Source organism: Poriferisphaera corsica (genome assembly GCF_007747445.1).
In the GTDB taxonomy this organism is placed as follows: domain Bacteria; phylum Planctomycetota; class Phycisphaerae; order Phycisphaerales; family Phycisphaeraceae; genus Poriferisphaera; species Poriferisphaera corsica.
Genome location: NZ_CP036425.1, coordinates 1,869,327 through 1,885,365, shown reverse-complemented (window position 1 = coordinate 1,885,365; position 16,039 = coordinate 1,869,327). Strand labels below are relative to the sequence as shown.

Below are 16,039 nucleotides of genomic sequence, written 5' to 3'. Positions count from 1 at the left end.
AAATTCGATAGGGCAATCACGTTTTATCATCAGAGATACCGGACATTAACCAGCGATGATCCGCACTCGTAAATACCACTTCTTCGCCGCCCATTCGCCGCAAATCAAACCGCTCACTGAACGTCCTCGCATCCATCGCCATATGCGCTGTACGCCCCAAGTTCCGCTCATCATCCCGGCTACTCAAATCCCCTTGGCCATCGCCACCCGCCTCATCGTCCCCAGCAAGCATACCCGACCATGACCCCAGAAGTCCGATAATATATGCACTAGGCACGCCCATATCACGATAATAGCTGACACGCGTGTCCCCATGCCGTTTGGCCAGCCGCCGCCCATCCTCGCCCACAACCAGCGGTAAATGCGTCCAGCGAGTAGGGGGCTCAAGCTCTAAAAACCGGTACAACAAGAGCTGCCTCGCCGTTGACCCCAGCAGGTCATCCCCCCTTACAACGTGTGTAACCCCTTGATGTGCATCATCTAACGTCACTGCCAATTGATACGATGGCAAACCCATTTTCGTCGCCACAATAAAATCGCCCACATCACGCTGCACATTGACACTGATCTGACCATGCACTGAATCTTCGAACACAATCGCTTCATCAGGCACCCGCAATCGCCACGTCCAATCCTCCGAACTTTCTGACAACACAGGCTTTGCATCCATATCGGAGTCCCGGCAAGTCCCTGGGTATCGTGTTTCATGACCCGCCAAATCACCCTGATTCGGCGCTGATAAAGCCAATCTGATATCTTTCCGCGTACACCGGCAAGGATAAATTAAACCCTTGTCATACAAACTGTTCAGTGCCGCCTGATAGCGACTCAGATCATCTCGTTGGTAGTAGGGCCCTTCATCCCAATCCAATCCCAACCACCTGAGATCATCAATCGCTCCCGCATCCGCGCCCGTTTTAACTCGTGGCCCATCAAGATCTTCCACCCGAAATACCACTTTTTCGCCCCCCTGCCATTTGCCCGTCTTCTCATTAAAACGCGCTCCCTGCCGTGCCATCGCCCAGTTAATTAGAAACGTCCGCGCGTTGCCCAGGTGTAATGCGCCCGTCGGTGAAGGTGCTAGTCTTGTTGTGGGAATTTGATCTGTACTCATCGCACGCTATGTTAATCGTAAGACGCCTGAAGATAAACACATACAATCAATCCCCCCCGCATCCCCCCTCAATCCCCTCATCCCTCACAACAACACGATCCCGCACGCACGCCAAACGCCGCAACACTCGCAAGCAACCAACTTTATAAAGAGTAGACAGATGCCAGACGCTCAATCATCAGTAAGTCCAATCGTCCCAGCTGTTAAAAACAATCCTATCCGCCTGGCAGTACTCATCAGCGGCGGCGGCACCACGCTCACAAACCTGCTCGACAAGATCGATGAAGGCAAACTCAAAGCGCAAATCGCAACTGTAATCTGCTCAAATAGCAAGGCTTACGAGAAAATATCAGCGAAGCTCGCGGGCAGGGGAGAAGCACTCGGCAAAAAAGAAATGACAAGCCGATACGGCACGTTTGAAGTGCAAAAAGTCTTGCGAAAGGATTTCGAGACCACATCGCAGTTCTCGGACGTTATTTTCAACTTTGTCCGTGAGACAGGATCTGATCTGGTTTGCTTGGCTGGCTTCTTGTCATTGCTAGATATACCAGATGACTACGCAAATCAGGTCATCAACATCCACCCAGCTTTATTGCCATCGTTTGGAGGGAAGGGGATGCACGGCATGCATGTCCATTCGGCTGTCGTTGATCATGGCGTAAAGATTTCTGGGTGCACGGTCCACTTTGCAGATCAGACTTACGACACTGGACCGATTGTTTTGCAAAAGACGTGTCCGGTGTTAACCGGCGATACGCCGGATGATGTGCAGGCTCGTGTGTTTGAACAAGAGTGCGAAGCGTTCCCGGAAGCCATTCAAATGATTGCAGATGGTCGCGTCACCATTACTGGCCGCACTACTCAGATTCAATAATTAAAGACGTATTTCATCGCATCGTTTTAGTTTAGCACTCCATCAACTCGTTGATGATTTAGCATGACAAATCAGCTCTGAGAGGCAGTAAAACGGGAAATACATACTAAGTCCGATAATATATGTTATGTATAATTCGTCCCGATTTTCTTACGCAAATCTGATTCCCTTTGCACTCGTAACATACGGCGATGCCGCCAGTTATGCAAGCCTTTAATAAAACCTTGCGCCGTTAGCTCTGCACGATCTGTTACACAAGATTCAGCATATTGGACGTTTGCAAGCACATCATTCGCCGACACTAACAACCTCGATTCCCCATCCAACTTCACACCTCGAATCGGCGGGACTTCGTCGTTGTCCTGGTACTTCACATGCAAAGCTAATCGTTGAATAGTCTTCACATCGCACCCTAGAATCCTCGCCGCTGTCGTTGCGGGGATGAGACTCCCGTATTTCACCTGGGCTTCCTGTAACTGCTTGGCTGCCTTCAAATTCATAAGTCGCTATTGTCGCGAATGGGTTAGCCTTTGCAAGTCGAGGCATGATAGCGGTGTAAATGCGATCGAGGTCGCGTTGTTGGTTGTTCAATCTTGCTTCGATTCTCCCCCAACCGACTGCGAATATGATGATCGCAACCAGCTGCGGCCAATTGCGTTTTACTTGCTTCATCGCTTACCCCCCTTTCGCCTCAGCTCACGGTAAATCAGCACCATCATAAACGCCAGGAACAATGCCCAACCGCCAACCATGTAGCCGCCGATGATGGCTTGTTGTTTGTAACCCTCGGCCTCAGCTGCGATCTTATTTGTGCCTAGAAATGCTTTTAGAAAATCCATTTTGATTAACATCCTGTGTTAATAAAAAGGGGCCGAAGGCAAACTAAATACCCTCCAGCCGCCGAAGCAAAGGCCGAAGCCCCAAAGCCGCCACCAGGCGTTTACCTGGTGGGGACAAATTTACGTGAGAGCTGCCACCACTTTTTTCGCCGTTGCACTGGCGACCTGCTCGATGGCGGGCGGTGAGTTTGGTGCGGTGTCTATCTCTTGAATAGCCTTCTTTTTCTGCTTATTCTTGAATACCAATCGACCACATCCAATCAAGAGCGTAGTAGCCAGGCCGGACAAGCCGCCGGTTGCACCATTAAGCGCGTTCCCCACCTCACCGACAATTCGCTCCGTGTCGTTTCGATAGCCTGCTGGCTGTTCTCCATTCACGGCCTGCTCAATGTTGTTGACCATGCCGCCAATCGTTTCGAGCTGCTTGCCCATCTGCTCAAATCGCGGATCAACATCATCCCCCTGCTCGACTTGGGCGGTATCGGTTTGCGGTGCTAGTTTGCCCTGGTAATCAATAATGACCCAGCCAATACAGACCACTACGCCAACAATCAAAATCCAATCAATTACTCTGCTCATCTTTTAACCTTCGCTTTCTAGAACATCTACAATTTCAGTATCAGAATCATCCACAAAATCATCCACCGTTAATACTTCACCCAGCTTCGAGCGTACACGCTCAATCTCGCTAACGATTAACTTTGGTTCACCAACAGGCACTCTTTCCGATATCTTTTGGGTGGATTCATACAACAACAACCCAATAAACATCAATAGTTCTTTTTCACTCAAGTTCTCAAACAATGCTTTAAATTCGTCGCTAAACATCAATCTTCCTCCTGAACGCAATCAGATTTGAAACAATGTATGTACTACTGTTTTGATCTAAACGGTGCAGCACTTGGAATTTTTGCTTCTGATTCGAAGTGACAAATCTTGTACCAACAAACGTCTTAACGTCGATTCCTGTATAAAGCCCAAAATCCATCACTTCCTCGGTTGCCCAATCATTGCCATCGAATGACTGAACCCAAACCGTGCCGGTTCCTTTGCCCCCCTCAGTGAATGACTGGATTTCTCGAATAACATACTCATACTCGCCACCGCCAACGGGTCTGGGAAGCTCACGAACTAAACCCGGCCCTGCCCCACCGATTCGCTTGCCCGGATTCGTCACTAACTCCCATGCGTTGTCTGGCTGGTAGAGCGTCAGCAGCTCATCACGCACCGTAAACGCCTGGGCATCATTCGCCTGCCACACGCGAGCATTGAGCGTTTCAACTTGCTTGACGGTTAAATGCTCTAACTGCTGAATAGGCAATGGGTTTGATGGGCCATTGGCGATGCTCACCTGGTCAGTGGTCGGGGTTTCATAATCAAACGGCACTTGCTCGCCGGAGTGACCCCAAACCATGACACGTACCCATTCACCAGGTTGTGCGGCATTGGAGAGATACGCGCAGCTCATTGATACGCCGGTGAGCTTCACCTGATTACGCAGCATATAGGGCGTGCGGCCTTCGGGGTTGTTGATTTCAATGTGGAGTGTCGCATTGGGCGAGCTGGCATCCACCACACGCAAGCTGTGGCCGGTGAATGATTGATCTTCAACGGAATGACGCTCTTGATCGAGCTTGATCATTTTGAAACTAGGTTCTGGGAGTCTCATTTGCGTTTTCTCCTGAAGAAACTCAATGCAGCAATCCCCAGCACGACCAGGACAAGCGGGCCGGTCAATCGCTCGACCATACGCTCGGTTGATGTTTGAGCTGCGACACTGGTTTGTGCGATGTTCTGCAATGCCTGCTGGCTTTTCGCCTGGTAGCCCATCGCCGAATCTGCCATCTCGCCCATCTGTGTCATGAGGTCGCCGACTTCCTCAGCCGTAACGCCGTGGCGATTGACGGTAATCTCTTGATTGCCGTGGACGCTACCGCCTTCGATGGCGATACCGTCACCGAGCTGCGTCATGCTTTGCTCTGTGCCGAGTGTGGCCGATGCTTGGGATTGCTTTTTGCTTGATTTATTCATATCAGCTTCTCATAGGTCGTACTAACCGCTGAATAATCTTTGACGAGGCGAGCGAAGGCGGTGGCGCGTCCTGTTTCAAATCGGACTCCGCAACATCCCGCTTGTTTCGCTGCGACCTCAACAAAGCTTTTGATTTCATTGATGCGTGACCGGCCTGGCTTAAATGCCGCCGCCCACACTTCCATCATGCGACCCCGATCTGTGTTGATTACATCGAGGATCAGCACGCCGACTAACTCGCCGTTCTCGATGGCCTCGATACACTGACCGGCCCGCCCGTTCATCGCTTCCGCGATCTGCCAGCTCGTCGCCTGCGGGATGAGCCGGAGGAGTTGCCCATGAGCTTCGGTAAAAGCAACATGGTTCCAACTAAGGCGACAACGATCCACATCATCCGTCCACTCCATTTGTCACCTCCAAAATTTACTGCACCGCTTGTGCTGTTGCCCATTGACATGTGCCCAGCGTCAGTCTGTGCCGTATTAAAATTCATGGGCGGTGGTGTACCTGCTGCCATGACTATCTCCTGATTAGGTTTACAACTTTGATGATGGCGATGGCGGCCAGTGCGATCGTTCCCAATCGCACCAGCCTATTCGCGTTATCCCAGTAGGATTTGAGCGGGTTTCGCACGCCATACATCTTTTCAGATTCATCGCCGTATTCCTCAACGAATACCTCGCCCCAGTTGGTGGTATCGGGGCCGACGGTTCCCTCGGTGATTGCGCCGTGCCAGGCGAAGTACTCAGCGGGTGACCCGGCGTTGGGTTGCTGCTCATAAAACGCAGCCCATTCCATATCACCCCATTCATCAACCGGCTTAGTTTGCCAGCCCATGTAGTCCATCAATTGGTCTTCCGTCCATGCCACGACTATCTCCTTGCAAAGCCAAGAATCAACACCACCAAAAGTAGCGCACCACCACCGATGTAGAGATACATAGGGTTGACGCTGCTGGCGATGGTGGGACGAACATAGCCGCCTTGCCCCGCAATCTGCGGGATGTCGTTGGCACGATTTTGCGCATCGTATGACTGGTTTTTGTTGAGCTGACTAAGCAGCGTGTTGGCGATGTTCTGCCCCGTTTCAGGAGTGAACGCCCCGCCAATCATGCTGCCAAACGAGCTGCCTAAAGATCCCAGCCAATCCTTTGCACCGCCAGCTGTTTCAGCTGGGGTTGTGGCTTCCGCCATGATGCACCTCCTTAAGGTGGGGTGGTGGGGGTTAGGCGACTCGCTGTTTTTCCATCAGCAAATCTTCGAGCATGACGATTTTGTCGCCTTCGTTATGCCGCTCAACGTCCCACTCCATATTGAAGATCATCGTTGCGTCATTGTTCGACAATGCTTCGTGGATCCGCTCAGGTGCGGTAGTGAAGTCGTAGACGTACAAACCTTCGCATTCATCAGGATCAAGGTTGTAGCGTTCGATGAGTTCATCACGCAACGTAAAATCAGCGGTGAGGCGGAACGTGGTTTGACCCATGACAACACGCAAGCCCTTGAAGATGTCTTCAGATGGGTTGCCAAATTTGTCCATCGCTTTCAAGATGATGCGGTTATAAATCCGTGCTTTTGAGAGCGGGATTTGCATATCGGTCTGCGTCATTTCGATGGGGACGTTACGCCCGACCAAATAACGCACCGCATACTTCTTGCCAGCACCACCGGCCATGCCCGGAATGCCGCCAGCAATCGCCACGGTTTCCGCATCCATCTGCCCAACGAAATTGGTGATACTGCCACCTTCAAAGACTGCTGAGGGATCATTGAAATGAACCGTCAAGTCCAGGTCATGGTCTTTGGTTGGGTCGAGTAGTGAGAGGTAGCTGAGGATGTTAAACGGCAAGCGGAACGCGAAAAAAGCAGTGTGTGCGGCATTCGATGTGCCTGGCTTTTTCTCGTTAGGTTTAACGTTGGTCTGCATCTGCGAAATCAAGCGCAGCATATGGCCGGGAATCGATGCAATGGTGTCGTTGCCGTTGCGCTTGATGTCAACACGGTCAACGATGTTCGATAAACCGAACTTACGAACAGTCGGGCCGCCTGATGCTGTATAAGAGCATGAGAAACGGCACTGAAGACGTTCCAGTGGGTATTGGCGTGGGATTTTGAGTGTGTTATAGCTGTTTTCCTCGTACTTGAGGGGCTTGAGCTTTTGGCCTCGTCGCGTTTGAGCGAGTGCGTTTGTTTTTGCTGCATCAGCCATTAAGCACCTCCATTCACATACGCCTGCACGTTTGCAGGGAGGAATTTAAGGCCGTACTTGAGAAGACCGAGAGTTGCGAACGCGATTACAGTCGTCCACACCACGGTCTTAACCTGTGATTTGCTTGGTGTTGCTTTAGTCGCCATAAGAAAATATCCCTATAAAAATAGGTTGGTTCATGTGCGGGCAACACGTTTCGATTGAGCTTCCAGTATCTCACGCGAGAAATGCAATAATCAAATTTATGTAATAAATATTTTAATTAAATAAAAAACCCCTGTTTTTAAGGGGTTTTATGAAACCTATACTACTTCCCGTTAGCATTAAGATTGATTTTATGTGCTTCTCATTTCTTCGAGATCCCGAATTTGTTGGTCGCAATATTCTTTGGTTTCTTTAGCTTCAGCTATTTTTGATCTGATACCCATTCGCCTTGCGCTTTTTGCTTTTTCAATACAAGCTGAAATAGCTTCATTTTTCGTCGCAAATAAATGCTGTATTTGATACAGCGATGTTTTAATGGTGGTTTCGATCGGTTTATTGCGACAATTGCATAACGTCCAAACCGTTTCAGATTCTAATTCTTGCTCACATTTTTCAAGATGCGTTAGCGTTTGTTTGCAGTTTTCAATACTACTGCGTGTTTTTTCATATCGCTGAAATACGTTTAAGTTTGTGCCGTTCAAATCATCCATCGATTTCTGTACTATTTGTTCGATATAACTAGGATTTTTCGTCATGGTGTCGTCTCTCCCAGCTTGCAGTAACCACACGGCCCGACTGCGAAGTAGTGATACTGTGGCAGTAAATGGGCTTGCGCAAGTGCGGGTATGCCAAACTGACCGGCTAATGATTTTGCGTCTGCCTCTGCAATGCGGAATATAAACGCTGTGTCGGCTTGTTGGCGTGCTGTTGCGTTGAGCTGGTCAACTGCTCGCTGTGCGACCAGGTGAACAACGTGGGCTTGATGTCGACCTTCTGTGAGCATTCGCTTTGCACGCAAAGCCGTTTCACCGTCAAAAATATTCATCGCTTCATCGACAACAACCGCTAATCCATGATTCGCCCAAAATACCTTTTCAAATTCATCGAACGAACTTGTCACGTATTGCGCATGTGCCCAATCATGCTCCTCGCCACCTCTACATAAAACCAGCGTTGGATAACCACGAGCCGCCAGTTGCTTCGTCAGTTTTTTCGCTTGATGGCTCTTGCCGCTCCCCGACCCGCCCACGATTAGCCTGTGTGTCATGTGGTAAATCATTTTTACCCTTTAATTCTTGCTTTTTTTTATAATTTTCGAGAATTACACGCCCGATCCATGCCCCCGCAAAAATAAACAATGCGATTAACCACGGCACATGCCGCCCGCCACACATCCCGCGAGCTGCACTTGTGATGCTCGCACGCTCAGCGGTGTTCATCGCAGCATCAGGCCCGAAGACGGTAAATGCGATATTGCTGAATAAATCGGTAATTACATCCCCGGCCCCTGGCGGCAACTCTGTGCCCGCTGGCATGCCCTGGGCGATATCATGACCGCCATTGCTCCCATCGTCGCCCCGGCCAGGAACAACGAGAGGACGACAATTAACCCGACCCACGGAAAGGCAGTCTCCTGCTCGTTCTTCACCTGGTTTTGCTTTTTTGGGTCTGCCCCGTCCGACTTTAATGGGCTTCCCGTTTTCGTTGAGTTTGATTTTTCCATCTTGATCTCGCTTATAACATGACGCACAATGATCGTGCCACGGTTCATGTGGTAAAGCAGGAACGTTGCCGGCATCCGTTGTGCCGCCCGCACTTTCATCGTTGCCGGCAACGTCATCTCTGCCAAATATTCGCCCAAAAATCCCTTTTTTTTCTGATTTAATTTCTGAATTTTCGGGGGAATTAATTTCCGAATTATTTAATTTGATATTCTTCTGCTTGATGGTGGTTTGGATCTTGTTGATCGTCGAATCCACAGCGTCAGACATGCCCGCATCAGCTTCGACAGGCAATTCATCCCAATTCACATCTTGCCGCTTGGTCAGCTCACCCAGCGTCATTGGCTTCGATTTATTATCTGAATTAATTTCCGTATTTAATTTCGAATTTAATTCTGATTTATGTTTGTTTTTGTCATTTTCCATGTGCTACGCTCCATGTGTTGAATCCAAACTAGCACAGGGAAAAATCAAAATGCAAAAAATAATTAATTTAATATTTAATTTAATTTTTATTCCGGTTGCCATACTGCATATGCTCAAACCCGCCTTGTTTGGAGCGTTTTTTATTGCGGTAATTGTTCTGGGCGTAATATTTATTTATTTATTTAAATTAATTCGCCTGGCTAATCCGTATTATTTTTTGGGCAAGATCACCGATGCAGCAATTAAAAATCAAGAACCTGAATTTGAAGAAGAAAATAAACCACAAAATATAATCATGGCGAATTATGAACCACCCGCCGAGCAGGAAACGCCCTCATATGATGGTGTTTTGGCGAAAATCACGCCTGCTAATTGAATGCGTATTTGTAATGGGTTGGAAAATATAAAATCAGAATTTAATTTAAATCCCCGTAAATCCATTTTGCGGGGTTTTATTTTTAATTGATTACATTCCCCACCTGTGACGTTAGAACGCCTGTGACGCGATCAGCAGGCCGTGAACCGCTCGCTAGACAACCTCATCCTATGAACCGACTCTTAAAAACCGATCAGGCTTAGAAAAAACGTATCAGCCCCGCTGCCGGAGACAAAGGGAGGCACGCGAAGCGTTGTCCCTCCCGTTCCTCATTCATCCAACACACGCAAACCGCGAAGCGGTGCGTGTTGTTACGCCTATAACGCTACGCAGTAGCGCATTGGGTACGTCTACCGTCCACACCATAGGCCTAGGGGCGCACAAAAAACGGCCGTCTAACCGTTGATTAGTTAAACGACCGTAGGTAATTGTGATTTGATACCTAACTTTTACCTAAAACTGGCGTGCATGCGCGCACCGATCGCGCACGGGGTTAATTTTGAGCCTTAATTGCTTCAAGCTCGGCTCTGATTTCGTCTGGTGTTTTGGCTTTACATGGCTGCTCAGCCTTTGCGAATGGGTTGGCGGCTCTGGCTGCTGCGACACGTTCGGCGTTGCTCATGGCGTTCTCTCGCTCTTTCTGGATGCGTGCCACACGCTCACGCTCTGCTGCTTCGATGCGTTCCTGGCGTTGACGTTCTTTTGCTTCATCCTCGCGCTTCTTAAAATCCGCAAATTGTTCACGCCAGGCCTTCGCAGATCCTGGGCGCACGTCGGTAATTTTCTTGAGCTTGAGGCCGAGACCGAATTTACCGAACAGCTCACGCACACGCCGCCAATTGATATCAAATTTCGTGCAGTTTTCAGTGCATGTATGACGGTAGCCGTGGATGATGAGCAAGCCCAACTCCTTCAGCTCACCGATGATCTCGCGTGATGTGTTGCGGTGCTGTCGGCCTCTTACGCGGGAAATGTGTTGATGGGTGAAAAACGGGCAAACCTTGCGATATTCCGAAGCTGGGAGGATCTCGTCGATGATGATTGAGACGATTTCCGACACCTTGCGACGATGTGGTAGCGCGTACGCTGCCACCTTGCGCATCATCTGCCGCTCATTCGCCGATCCATAATGTCTACCTCGTCGCTTCATGGCTTCCTTGCCTATCCCTTGATTAGAGATTTTGTATTGGCTCCGCGTTTTGACGGTTGCAGCTTTTCTTCACGCCACAAAATCATTCGCAGCTCATCACGCCATCGCCGAGCTGTTGAACCGTCACGAAAACGCACCGTGTAAAGCTCCGCATCGTCGATCTTTTCGATGATCGAACGCCGCCAAACGGTTTGACTGGTGATGTTGCATGTCTCATGGGGGGCGTATGCAATATCACCAGGAAAAGCGCCTTTAGGCATTTCGATAAAATGAAAACCTTGCTCTAAGGGACGGCCATCGACATATTCAGGATGCTGTTCTAACACTTGATTAGCTCCGCTAACGAGTACGTAAAAACAGACCGCACCGCGAGGGCTTTGCGGTGCGATCTGGCTTCAATGGATTAAAATTTAGCTTTCTGATATTTGCGGTAACGCTTAATCGCTCCCATTGATTCAACAAAATACAATGAGTGATGACCTCGCTTGAACCAATCAGGACGGAGATTCGGGTGGGGATAATCCACCGGGCCATCTGGAGTTTCAGCGAAAATAATCAGCGCGTCTTCGTTGCTTGAAACAACTGCCGCACCAATATCGCGGATTGTTTTTAAATCAGCTTCAGCAACAACATAAGCGTGTGATATTTCGCTTTTTTTTGCGATGAGATATGCCATCACTCACCCCCTTTATATGCAACGATGGCCGCCTCTACTTCTTTGCTTTCTATCCGATATGCGGGCGTGCCATACGAATAGTCACCTTTACAACCTCTACTTAGATGATGCTCGCCATTGCAATACAAGAAAGCGTGATTCTTATGGATCTCACACAATTTGCAGTAACTTAGGACAATTTGGTCACTATCCCCAGCAGCAACCACGAATGGTTTATTACTAAAGCCTTTTTTGACAATTAGATATGCCATCACTCACCCCTTTCCCAACCATCTTCCAGGAAGTCGCTGCTCACTATTTCGGTGCGAGGTCGATCTAGTGGGTGTGTCTTGCCGCGCTCGACGCGACTGGTGAGCCTGATATTCACCGCACATTCGCAGGATTCATGCCAAACCATGAATCCGCGGATTGTTCCTTGATATTGCAAAACTTCACTGTATCGGTACGTGATTGCACGATCTAAATGCAGATCGTGCCTCTTGAGAGGGGTCGACATGTGGGGTCTCCATTGAAGCAGTGACCCGCAAAGTTCCGGAACGGCCGAGACTCAAATCCAGCCCACGGGAAAATGCCCGCACAAACGATCTTGTTTGCCGAGCTTGTCGCGTGTAAACTGTGTGAGTCTGCACATTTGCATAAACGGAACTTTGCAGGCCGGGCTTCGAGGTGTTGGTGCACCTGCGAAGCATTTTTTTTGCGCCGGTGAACCAATTTCACCGAGAATCGCGTCTTTAGTTGTTGGGGAATTTAATTCACAGATTTGTGGTAAGATGTGAGGATTTTAATGTAAATCCTTATTTGTCAGTGACTTATTATATGTTATGTATAATTAAGTAGGCTTTGGGGGAGCTAACAAAGAAATCAGACTCAGTTTCATTTCATAAGTTGCACGTGTTCAAGGCTTGCAAGGCAATTTCGATGAGGCTCAACGAAATTTGGACGTGGATATGAGTTTCGAATGGCGGGTGAACTGGGTATCGCAACACGTATTGCAAAATGGGCAGTTTGCCATGCGTTACGTTCATTAAGTCGTCACGATGATGCCGCCAAACACTATTTCGAAAAAGCATACACTGAACTGAAAAACCACTCTGATGTAGATTCAGGTCGGCTTGCACGTATCGGTAAAATCGCGGGGTGTTTGTAACTTAACTCGGTATTGCTATTGTGCAATGATCGCAAGTATGGATGCAATAACCATTACATTTATAGTGTTCTTCTTTTGATCGACAATCTACAAAAGATTTCCCCTCTTCTATCCTCTGCTCTTGATAGACCAACGGGTGAAAGACAGATCTCACCTGTCGTGTGAAGTAAGTAAGCGAAAAACAACCAAATCAGTGGCACCAAGATGCGTATACCATCTTCGGTTTGAGTTTCAGTTGCAAAGAATTTTGCGCCAAAAACGAGTACAAGAAATCCGAGGCCAACTTGAATAAGAGCCCATGAAAACTTAACGGGTGTGGATGGCTCAATGCCTCTGTGTGACATAGCTTGCCATATCCAAGCAAAAAACGGGGCAAGCAAGACGATGAGAGCGGGATTGAAGAATTGTGTTTGCGCGGATGTGATCGTGAGTAAATCAGGAATGATTGTGAGTTCTGAGTTGCGTGCGGCATACAACGAGAGCGATGATCCAGCCTGCTCAAATAGTACCCAAAAAAGAACTGAAAAGATCATAAGCACGATCGCAACAATCATACGTGAGCGCGTTTTTCCTTTGAGAGCGAGGATTGAATAACCGAGCATGAAAAGGAACATGCCGGGAGCGATATATGCGAGACTGGTCACAACAACATGATCATTTTGAATTAACCACCAGAGGGGAAGTAGAAAGATCGTGCCGCCGATCCATGTAAGCATTTCCCATCTTGGGCGAAGTTGACGAGGCGGCTCACCGCGGCCTTCAAGAAGCGGCATTCCAATCATGAATGTAATCAGTCCTGTGAGCATACCGAATCCCGCAAGACCGAATCCGTACTTCCAGCCATACACAATGCCCAACCAGCCACAGAGAATCGTCGAGAGTAATGAGCCGAGATTGATGCCCATATAAAAGATTGTAAAACCTGAATCTCGACGGTCATCATCTTTGTCATATAGATCACCAACGATTGTTGAGATGTTGGCTTTGAGAAAACCAACACCAACAATGATGAGTGAGAGCGCAAAGAATAGAAAGGTCTGGTACATCGGTTGCGTTTGCGTAAACGAGGTGTATTGACCTGCTGGGAGAAGAGTTGAATCGGCTTCTGCTCGCGAACCGATATGCGCTCCTTCTGCGGAGAATGTTAAAGGAAGTCGATTGTCATTTTGGTCGATTGCAAACAATCGTCGTGTCTCTCCCCTGCCCTCTGATTGAACCTCATATTGCTGGTTGTTGTAGTCGAGAAATTGCGATGAGCCCTCACCTTCAAAGACCATTAAGAAGTGGCCAAGCGTTAGAAAAATGGCACCGATGAGGACAGCTTTACGAGAACCTAGATACCGGTCTGCGATAAAACCCCCGATCAGGGGCGTGAGGTAAACGAGGCTTGCATAAGCCGCGTAGATACCTTGTGCTTGGATGTCTGAAAATAAGAAGTGCTGGGTGAGATAGAGGACGAGTAAGGCTCGCATGCCGTAGTAGGAGAAACGTTCCCACATCTCAGCAAAGAAAAGAACTGAGAGACCTCGCGGGTGGCCGAACCATGTTTTGCGTATTTCGATATGGGGAATCTCAGGCGGGTTTACCTCACTCATCAAGAACTCCTGAACTAGCGAGGACTTACGCCTTGCTACAGTCAAACGGGACAATCAGGGTAATATTAGCGCGCAGCAGAACTGAAAAATTGCCAAGTGATCGTCACTCTCCGAAATGTGAGTTGACTATGTAATTGTGCTGCAGCAATGCCTGTTTTTCAGGCTAAACCCAAAGTGATATACTCGATATTGCCCCCACCAGCCAGAAACGCGTGGGTGTGCTTATGGACGTTTTACACAGCAGCAAATGGGCCATAATCCATTTGACATAAGTAATATAGATCACTAATCTTGTTGCTCCACAGCTCGCTTTGGCGGGCTACCAATATGTATGGTGACTGTAGCTCAGTTGGTTAGAGCACCGCGTTGTGGTCGCGGGGGTCGGGGGTTCGAATCCCCTCAGTCACCCTTTCAACCCCTTGTTTTGCAAGGGGTTGTTTCTTGCCCATCAAGGCACTTCTAAGAATCGCAATTGAGACTCATCCATTTCGATTATTGTTGCTGAAACAAACGGATGTTATATAATCTGCACTTGATATATAAGTCTCAACAACTCCCATACATAGCGATTTCGGGATAAATATGAATAAACAAATACCTGTTATGTGCTGGATTTATGCGCTCGTAATGACCTGCATTCCAGCGTTATCTCATGCCCAGACCATCACCAAGGTGCGTGAAAAAGTAACCACTGTGACAACAACACGTGTGGTTGAGGAAGAAGTGATTGAAGAGCAGCCTCAGGCTCGAACAGTAGCAATCTTTGTCAAAAACCGGGCGGGTAAGAATTTTGAAGACAAGCTTGGTGCATTCGAAAGCATGATCGTAGGCGACATCACCGACATGGGCTTCCAAACCATATCCCCTGAGGATACAGCTTTCGCTCTCCAGAGCTTTGCTGGCACGGAAGACGGGAAAGAGATCAAACCAACTGAACTTGATCAGCATCTCAAAAATAAAAGCAGCGCGATCCGTCTTTCCCAGATGCTCAATGCTGACTATCTCTTCATTGCTTCGATCAGCACCTATGGCCAAAATAATCAACATCTCAAACGTGCTGACCTTGGTATTGATCGCTTTGTAACCAACTATAAACTTCGCGTGTCTTACAAGATATTAGACGGCAATGATGGTAAATCTCTAACCGCTGGCAACGTTGATGCTTCAAAACAAACACAGCAATCAGATAGCCTGCAAAGCATCGACAGCGATGTCATAAACACATTGATCGCGGAAGCTTCTCAATCGCTCGCCAGCAAAATGAAAATCAAAGGTGCGACACTCACTGTTGCGGACGTTAAGCTTAATACCGATTTGCCAACGATCGTGGTCAAGCCCAGCATCCAAGGCTTGCGTGTGCCTGACATCACCGTTGACAAGAACGGGCAATACCAGATCGGCACAAACACACTGCCCCTTCAAGCGATTGATGTCGACGTCGAATTAGACGGGGCCATCATCGGCACAGCGCCGGGCAAACTACAAGCTTCGCCTGGCTTGCACACCATTAAAGTACATCATCCCAATTTTAAAACATGGGAACGCGTCATCAATATCCGTCCTGGCATGACACTAAATGTGCCGCTGGTCATGACGGACCAAGCCAATGTCAAGATGAAAGAGATGTCTGCTTTTCTCGCTCAGCTTAAAGCCAACCAATCACTTTCTGACGCACAAGCGGAGAAAATCAAAGGCTTCGCTCAGATGCTTCATCAATCTGGCTACCGCATCGATCAACACTCAGACACGACGGTTGAAAAGAAGATCAACATCGATAAAAAGAGTGATGTCAAGATTGATACCGACCTAGCGCCAACGATCACGCAAAACAACATCGAACGTCAAAACACCACTGGCTCAGTTTGGCCGCAATGATCTGACTCCCCCATCAACTGAC

At 48.5% G+C, this 16,039-nt stretch carries 23 protein-coding genes and 1 tRNA gene; 5 read left to right on the top strand and 19 right to left on the bottom strand.

The window, feature by feature from the left end; translation table 11 throughout:
• Positions 1–16 precede the first annotated feature (16 nt).
• Entirely contained in the window at positions 17–1,114 is a 1,098-nt protein-coding gene (gene gluQRS / locus KS4_RS07655) for a tRNA glutamyl-Q(34) synthetase GluQRS (RefSeq protein ID WP_145076710.1), read from the bottom strand.
• 160 nt (positions 1,115–1,274) lie between these two features.
• Between gluQRS and purN the strand changes: the two genes are divergently transcribed.
• Entirely contained in the window at positions 1,275–1,988 is a 714-nt protein-coding gene (gene purN, locus KS4_RS07650) for a phosphoribosylglycinamide formyltransferase (RefSeq protein ID WP_145076708.1), read from the top strand.
• A 125-nt stretch (positions 1,989–2,113) separates the two neighbouring features.
• On the opposite strand, the gene KS4_RS07645 is transcribed toward purN, so the two are convergent.
• From KS4_RS07645 to KS4_RS07590, 14 genes are all read right to left on the bottom strand, one after another.
• Positions 2,114–2,488 (bottom strand): hypothetical protein, encoded by a 375-nt coding sequence (locus KS4_RS07645; RefSeq protein WP_145076706.1) that lies wholly within the window; start codon positions 2,486–2,488, stop codon positions 2,114–2,116.
• A 168-nt stretch (positions 2,489–2,656) separates the two neighbouring features.
• Positions 2,657–2,827 carry a hypothetical protein gene (locus KS4_RS17565; RefSeq protein ID WP_200761686.1) on the bottom strand — a complete coding sequence of 57 codons (171 nt, stop codon included), beginning with the start codon at positions 2,825–2,827 and terminating at the stop codon, positions 2,657–2,659.
• Between the two features lie 120 nt (positions 2,828–2,947).
• Entirely contained in the window at positions 2,948–3,406 is a 459-nt protein-coding gene (locus KS4_RS07640) for a hypothetical protein (protein ID WP_145076704.1), read from the bottom strand.
• Positions 3,407–3,409: 3 nt separating this feature from the next.
• On the bottom strand, positions 3,410–3,655 hold the full coding sequence (locus KS4_RS07635) for a hypothetical protein (protein WP_145076702.1): 246 nt from the start codon (positions 3,653–3,655) through the stop codon (positions 3,410–3,412).
• Positions 3,648–4,496, bottom strand: a complete 849-nt coding sequence (locus KS4_RS07630; RefSeq protein ID WP_145076700.1) for a hypothetical protein — start codon at positions 4,494–4,496, stop codon at positions 3,648–3,650. Before KS4_RS07630 ends, KS4_RS07635 begins: the two co-directional genes overlap by 8 nt.
• A complete protein-coding gene (locus KS4_RS07625) occupies positions 4,493–4,858 on the bottom strand; it encodes a hypothetical protein (RefSeq protein WP_145076698.1) in 366 nt (121 codons plus the stop codon). Before KS4_RS07625 ends, KS4_RS07630 begins: the two co-directional genes overlap by 4 nt.
• Complete coding sequence (locus KS4_RS07620; RefSeq protein WP_145076696.1) at positions 4,855–5,265, bottom strand: hypothetical protein; 411 nt, start codon at positions 5,263–5,265, stop codon at positions 4,855–4,857. Before KS4_RS07620 ends, KS4_RS07625 begins: the two co-directional genes overlap by 4 nt.
• Before the next feature lie 112 nt (positions 5,266–5,377).
• Positions 5,378–5,728: a hypothetical protein gene (locus KS4_RS07615; protein WP_145076694.1), complete on the bottom strand. Its 351-nt coding sequence runs from the start codon at positions 5,726–5,728 to the stop codon at positions 5,378–5,380.
• A 2-nt stretch (positions 5,729–5,730) separates the two neighbouring features.
• Positions 5,731–6,051 carry a hypothetical protein gene (locus KS4_RS07610; RefSeq protein ID WP_145076692.1) on the bottom strand — a complete coding sequence of 107 codons (321 nt, stop codon included), beginning with the start codon at positions 6,049–6,051 and terminating at the stop codon, positions 5,731–5,733.
• A 31-nt stretch (positions 6,052–6,082) separates the two neighbouring features.
• Positions 6,083–7,066 (bottom strand): hypothetical protein, encoded by a 984-nt coding sequence (locus tag KS4_RS07605; RefSeq protein ID WP_145076690.1) that lies wholly within the window; start codon positions 7,064–7,066, stop codon positions 6,083–6,085.
• Entirely contained in the window at positions 7,066–7,212 is a 147-nt protein-coding gene (locus KS4_RS17560) for a hypothetical protein (protein WP_200761685.1), read from the bottom strand. Before KS4_RS17560 ends, KS4_RS07605 begins: the two co-directional genes overlap by 1 nt.
• A gap of 189 nt (positions 7,213–7,401) precedes the next feature.
• Positions 7,402–7,806, bottom strand: coding sequence for a hypothetical protein (locus KS4_RS07600; RefSeq protein ID WP_145076688.1), 405 nt, complete (start codon positions 7,804–7,806; stop codon positions 7,402–7,404).
• On the bottom strand, positions 7,803–8,318 hold the full coding sequence (locus KS4_RS07595; protein ID WP_390620470.1) for an ATP-binding protein: 516 nt from the start codon (positions 8,316–8,318) through the stop codon (positions 7,803–7,805). Before KS4_RS07595 ends, KS4_RS07600 begins: the two co-directional genes overlap by 4 nt.
• Positions 8,209–9,198 carry a hypothetical protein gene (locus KS4_RS07590; RefSeq protein ID WP_145076684.1) on the bottom strand — a complete coding sequence of 330 codons (990 nt, stop codon included), beginning with the start codon at positions 9,196–9,198 and terminating at the stop codon, positions 8,209–8,211. The genes KS4_RS07595 and KS4_RS07590 overlap by 110 nt, the downstream gene beginning before the upstream one ends.
• A gap of 49 nt (positions 9,199–9,247) precedes the next feature.
• Here KS4_RS07590 and KS4_RS07585 point away from each other — a divergent pair, with 49 nt between their 5' ends.
• On the top strand, positions 9,248–9,574 hold the full coding sequence (locus tag KS4_RS07585; protein WP_145076682.1) for a hypothetical protein: 327 nt from the start codon (positions 9,248–9,250) through the stop codon (positions 9,572–9,574).
• A gap of 493 nt (positions 9,575–10,067) precedes the next feature.
• Here the strand turns inward: KS4_RS07585 and KS4_RS07580 are convergent, their stop codons facing one another.
• The 3 genes from KS4_RS07580 to KS4_RS07570 form a co-directional block, all read right to left on the bottom strand.
• Positions 10,068–10,724: a hypothetical protein gene (locus KS4_RS07580; RefSeq protein WP_145076680.1), complete on the bottom strand. Its 657-nt coding sequence runs from the start codon at positions 10,722–10,724 to the stop codon at positions 10,068–10,070.
• 11 nt (positions 10,725–10,735) lie between these two features.
• Positions 10,736–11,050, bottom strand: a complete 315-nt coding sequence (locus tag KS4_RS07575; protein ID WP_145076678.1) for a tudor domain-containing protein — start codon at positions 11,048–11,050, stop codon at positions 10,736–10,738.
• Positions 11,051–11,127: 77 nt separating this feature from the next.
• The gene (locus KS4_RS07570; RefSeq protein ID WP_145076676.1) at positions 11,128–11,400 is read right to left on the bottom strand and encodes a hypothetical protein; all 273 of its coding nucleotides are present in this window, start codon (positions 11,398–11,400) and stop codon (positions 11,128–11,130) included.
• A gap of 958 nt (positions 11,401–12,358) precedes the next feature.
• Between KS4_RS07570 and KS4_RS07565 the strand changes: the two genes are divergently transcribed.
• A complete protein-coding gene (locus KS4_RS07565; RefSeq protein WP_145076674.1) occupies positions 12,359–12,547 on the top strand; it encodes a hypothetical protein in 189 nt (62 codons plus the stop codon).
• 59 nt (positions 12,548–12,606) lie between these two features.
• On the opposite strand, the gene KS4_RS07560 is transcribed toward KS4_RS07565, so the two are convergent.
• Entirely contained in the window at positions 12,607–14,142 is a 1,536-nt protein-coding gene (locus KS4_RS07560) for a peptide MFS transporter (RefSeq protein ID WP_145076672.1), read from the bottom strand.
• A gap of 334 nt (positions 14,143–14,476) precedes the next feature.
• Here KS4_RS07560 and KS4_RS07555 point away from each other — a divergent pair.
• Both KS4_RS07555 and KS4_RS07550 read left to right on the top strand, forming a co-directional pair.
• Positions 14,477–14,550, top strand: a tRNA-His gene (locus tag KS4_RS07555).
• 285 nt (positions 14,551–14,835) lie between these two features.
• Entirely contained in the window at positions 14,836–16,017 is a 1,182-nt protein-coding gene (locus KS4_RS07550; protein WP_200761684.1) for a PEGA domain-containing protein, read from the top strand.
• Positions 16,018–16,039 lie beyond the last annotated feature (22 nt).